This is a genomic window from Variovorax sp. 20P10.2.4 (assembly GCF_058244205.1).
The window spans coordinates 1-3,347 of record NZ_JBZAYE010000733.1 but is presented as its reverse complement, the minus strand read 5'-3'; the positions used below and the strand labels follow the sequence as shown (position 1 = coordinate 3,347).

General features: G+C 68.8%; 3 protein-coding genes and 1 pseudogene. 2 read left to right on the top strand and 2 right to left on the bottom strand.

Annotated elements, in window-relative coordinates:
* Together AC27VN_RS36545 and lplT are read right to left on the bottom strand one after the other, a co-directional pair.
* A partial coding sequence (locus tag AC27VN_RS36545; RefSeq protein ID WP_490879796.1) for an EamA family transporter occupies window positions 1-335 on the bottom strand: 335 nt, incomplete at its 3' end.
* Between the two features lie 127 nt (window positions 336-462).
* Complete coding sequence (gene lplT / locus AC27VN_RS36540; RefSeq protein ID WP_093343952.1) at window positions 463-1,767, bottom strand: lysophospholipid transporter LplT; 1,305 nt, start codon at window positions 1,765-1,767, stop codon at window positions 463-465.
* A gap of 178 nt (window positions 1,768-1,945) precedes the next feature.
* Between lplT and alr the strand changes: the two genes are divergently transcribed.
* Together alr and AC27VN_RS36530 are read left to right on the top strand one after the other, a co-directional pair.
* Window positions 1,946-3,055, top strand: a complete 1,110-nt coding sequence (gene alr / locus AC27VN_RS36535; RefSeq protein ID WP_490879795.1) for an alanine racemase — start codon at window positions 1,946-1,948, stop codon at window positions 3,053-3,055.
* Window positions 3,052-3,347: pseudogene (locus AC27VN_RS36530) on the top strand (hypothetical protein); the annotation flags it as partial. The gene alr and the pseudogene AC27VN_RS36530, both read left to right, overlap by 4 nt.

Sequence of the window (3,347 nt, the reverse complement as noted above, 5' to 3'; positions counted from 1 at the left end):
GTGGGCCGCTCGCCCAGCACGGCCCAGCCCAGCAGCACGCTCCACAGCGGCATCAGGTAGAACAGCAGCACCACGCGCACCACGTCGCCCTGCGTCACGGCCCAGTTGAAGCCCACGTTGGTGAAGCCGGCCGCGAGGCCCAGCAGCACCAGCATCGGATGGCCCGCGAAGCCGGCCCAGGCGCCGCGGCGCAGCAGGCCCACCACGGTGGCGATCGCGAGGTAGATCAGGCAGGTGGTCCACACCGGATGCAGGCCATGGCCTTCGATGTGGCGGAACGGAAACCACGACAGCCCCCAGACGAAGGCATTGAAGATCAGGGCGAGGGCGGGCATCGGGCGGGCAAACCGCCGAGCATAGCGGTCCCTCGGTGCGGCCGCCGCCGGGCCGCCCCAAGGCGGGCCGCGTCTCCCCCTCGGGGGGTGGAGTTACACGACCGAAGGGCGTGAAAAGCCGGGGGGCTCAGTGATGCTTGTCGCTGCGGGCGATGGCCAGCAGGTGCTCGACTTCCTCGGGATACTTCTTGAGGTTGTTCTCGTGCCAGCGCTTGATGATCCACATGCAGCCCGCCACCACGAAGCCGAAGGCGCTGATCGCGCCGTAGGCCGACAGGCCCAGGCCGGTGCACACGCTGTAGAAGCCGCCGAGCAGCAGGATGCAGGCCTGCTCGTTGAAGTTCTGCACCGCGATCGAGCGGCCGGCGCCCATCAGGTTGTGGCCGCGGTGCTGCAGCAGCGCGTTCATCGGCACCACCAGGAAGCCGCCGAGGCCGCCCAGGATGATGAGGAAGGGTACCGCCAGCCACACGTTGCCGATGAAGTTCATGCAGATCACCATCAGCCCCATCGCGATGCCCATGGGGATCACGCGGGTGGCCATGTCCAGCCGCATGCGCATCGAGGCCACGATGGCGCCCACGGCGGTGCCGATGGTCACCACGCCCGTGAGGATCGAGGCCTGCGTGGTGTTGTAGCCCAGCGCCAGCGAGGCCCAGGCCAGCACGATGTACTTGAGGTTGCCGCCCGCGCCCCAGAACAGGGTGGTGGTGGCCAGCGAGATCTGGCCCAGGCGGTCGCGCCACAGGCGGGCGTTGCAGTGCCAGAAGTCGGGCAGCAGGCCGACCAGGTTGCGCGCCAGGCTGTGCTCGGGGTTGGAGCGCATCGGCCGCATCTCGACGCCGGTGTGCGGAATGCGCGTGTTGAACCAGGCCGCGACCATGTAGACCACGATCAGCACCGAGAGCGCGGCCTCGGCCGGCGAATCGATGCCGGTGTCGATGAAGGGCATGTCGAAGGCCAGCAGCTTGCTCGAGACCGCATGCCCCACCAGCGAGCCGCCGAGCACGATGCCCAGCAGGATCGAGGCGATCGTCAGGCCCTCGATCCAGCCGTTGGCCTTGACCAGCTGCGAGGCCGGCAGCAGCTCGGTGAGGATGCCGTACTTGGCCGGCGAATAGGCCGCCGCGCCCAGGCCGACGATCGAATAGGACAAGAGCGGGTGCGAGCCGAACAGCATCATCAGGCAGCCGAACACCTTGATGGCGTTGCTGACGAACATCACCCGCCCCTTGGGCAGCGCATCGGCGAAGGCGCCCACCAGCGGCGCGAGCACCACGTAGAAGACGGCGAAGATCGGCACCAGCGCCGCGCGCTGCCATTCGGGCGCGCCGGCGTTTCGCATGAGATCGACCGCAACGACGAAGAGCGCTTGGTCGGCCAGCGACGAAAAGAACTGGGCCGACATGATCGTGTAGAAACCGCGCTTCATCGATGGGCTGGCTGGCCAGGGGGGTCGCTGGCAGTAGTGAAAAAGTGTCGCGTGGAAGGCGAGTGGGCGGTTATAGCATGGGGGTACGACAGGCCCTGCAGGCAGCTTCTGCGTATTCGACCCCATTCCCGAAGATGCTAAAACGTGGTCTGCAAATCGTTTTCAAAGACCCTTCGCCATGCCCCGCCCCATTCTCGCCACGGTTCACACCGCCGCCTTGCGCCACAACCTCGAGCGCGTGCGCCGCAATGCGCTCGATTCCCGCGTCTGGGCGGTGGTCAAGGCCAATGCCTACGGCCACGGCATCGAGCGCGTCTACGAGGGGCTGCGCGGCGCCGACGGCTTCGCGCTGCTCGACCTGGCCGAGGCGCAGCGCGTGCGTGCGCTGGGCTGGCGCGGCCCGGTGCTGCTGCTCGAGGGCGTGTTCGAGGCGCGCGACCTGGAGCTGTGCTCGCGGCTCGACCTCTGGCACACGGTGCATTGCGACGAGCAGATCGACATGCTCGCGGCCCACAAGACCCTGCAGCCGCACCGCGTATTCCTCAAGATGAACTCGGGCATGAATCGCCTGGGCTTCACGCCCGAGCGCTTCGCCGCCGCCTGGACCCGCCTCAACGCGCTGACCCAGGTCGACGAGGTCTCGCTGATGACCCACTTCAGCGACGCCGACGGCGAGCGCGGCATCGCGCACCAGGTCGAGGCCTTCGAGCGCGCCGCGCGCGACCTGCCCGGCGAGCGTTCGATCGCCAACAGCGCCGCCACCCTGCGCCATGCCGACAGCACGCGCGCCGACTGGGTGCGCCCCGGCATCGTGCTGTACGGCAGCGCGCCCGACTTCCCGGCCAACGATGCCGCCCATTGGCAGCTGCAGCCCACCATGACGCTGTCGACCAAGCTGATCGGCGTGCAGACCCTGCAACCGGGCGACACCATCGGCTACGGCTCGCGCTTCACGGCCGATGCGCCGCTCCACATCGGCATCGCGGCGGTCGGCTATGCCGACGGCTATCCGCGCCACTGCGACACCGGCACCCCGGTGCTGGTCAACGGCGTGCGCACGCGCATGGTCGGTCGCGTCAGCATGGACATGATCACGGTCGACCTCACGCCCGTGCCCGACGCGCAGTTCGGCACCGAGGTCACGCTGTGGGGCCGCTCGGCCGTCAACGATGCGGTGCTGCCCATCGACGAGGTGGCGCGGGCCGCGGGCACCGTGGGCTACGAGCTGATGTGCGCGGTGGCCCAGCGCGTGCCCTTCGCACCCGAGACCGACGACCACGACCGATGAAGGTCCTCTCCAACTGGCGCTCGGTGCGCCTTTGGGAGACGCAGGTCGAGCGCGACCTGCACCGCCACCACAGCCTGCGCACGCATGGCATCCTGATCGGCAGCTTCACGCTGCTGCTGATGTGGGGCGCCTCGGCGCTGCAGATGCACCTGCTGGGCGTGCAGTCGCTGGCGGTGCGCTACTTCATGACCCTGGGCGTGGGCTACCTCGGCTACCTGCTGGTGCTGCGCTGGTGGGCGCAGCGGCTGGTGGAGGGGCGCGCCGACCTCGGTGACGCGGTCGACGCGGCCGA

Coding starts and splice junctions, on each gene's coding strand:
- lplT (WP_093343952.1), bottom strand. CDS start 1,767: ATGAAGCGCGGTTTCTACACGATCATGTCGGCCCAGTTCTTTTCGTCG.
- alr (WP_490879795.1), top strand. CDS start 1,946: ATGCCCCGCCCCATTCTCGCCACGGTTCACACCGCCGCCTTGCGCCAC.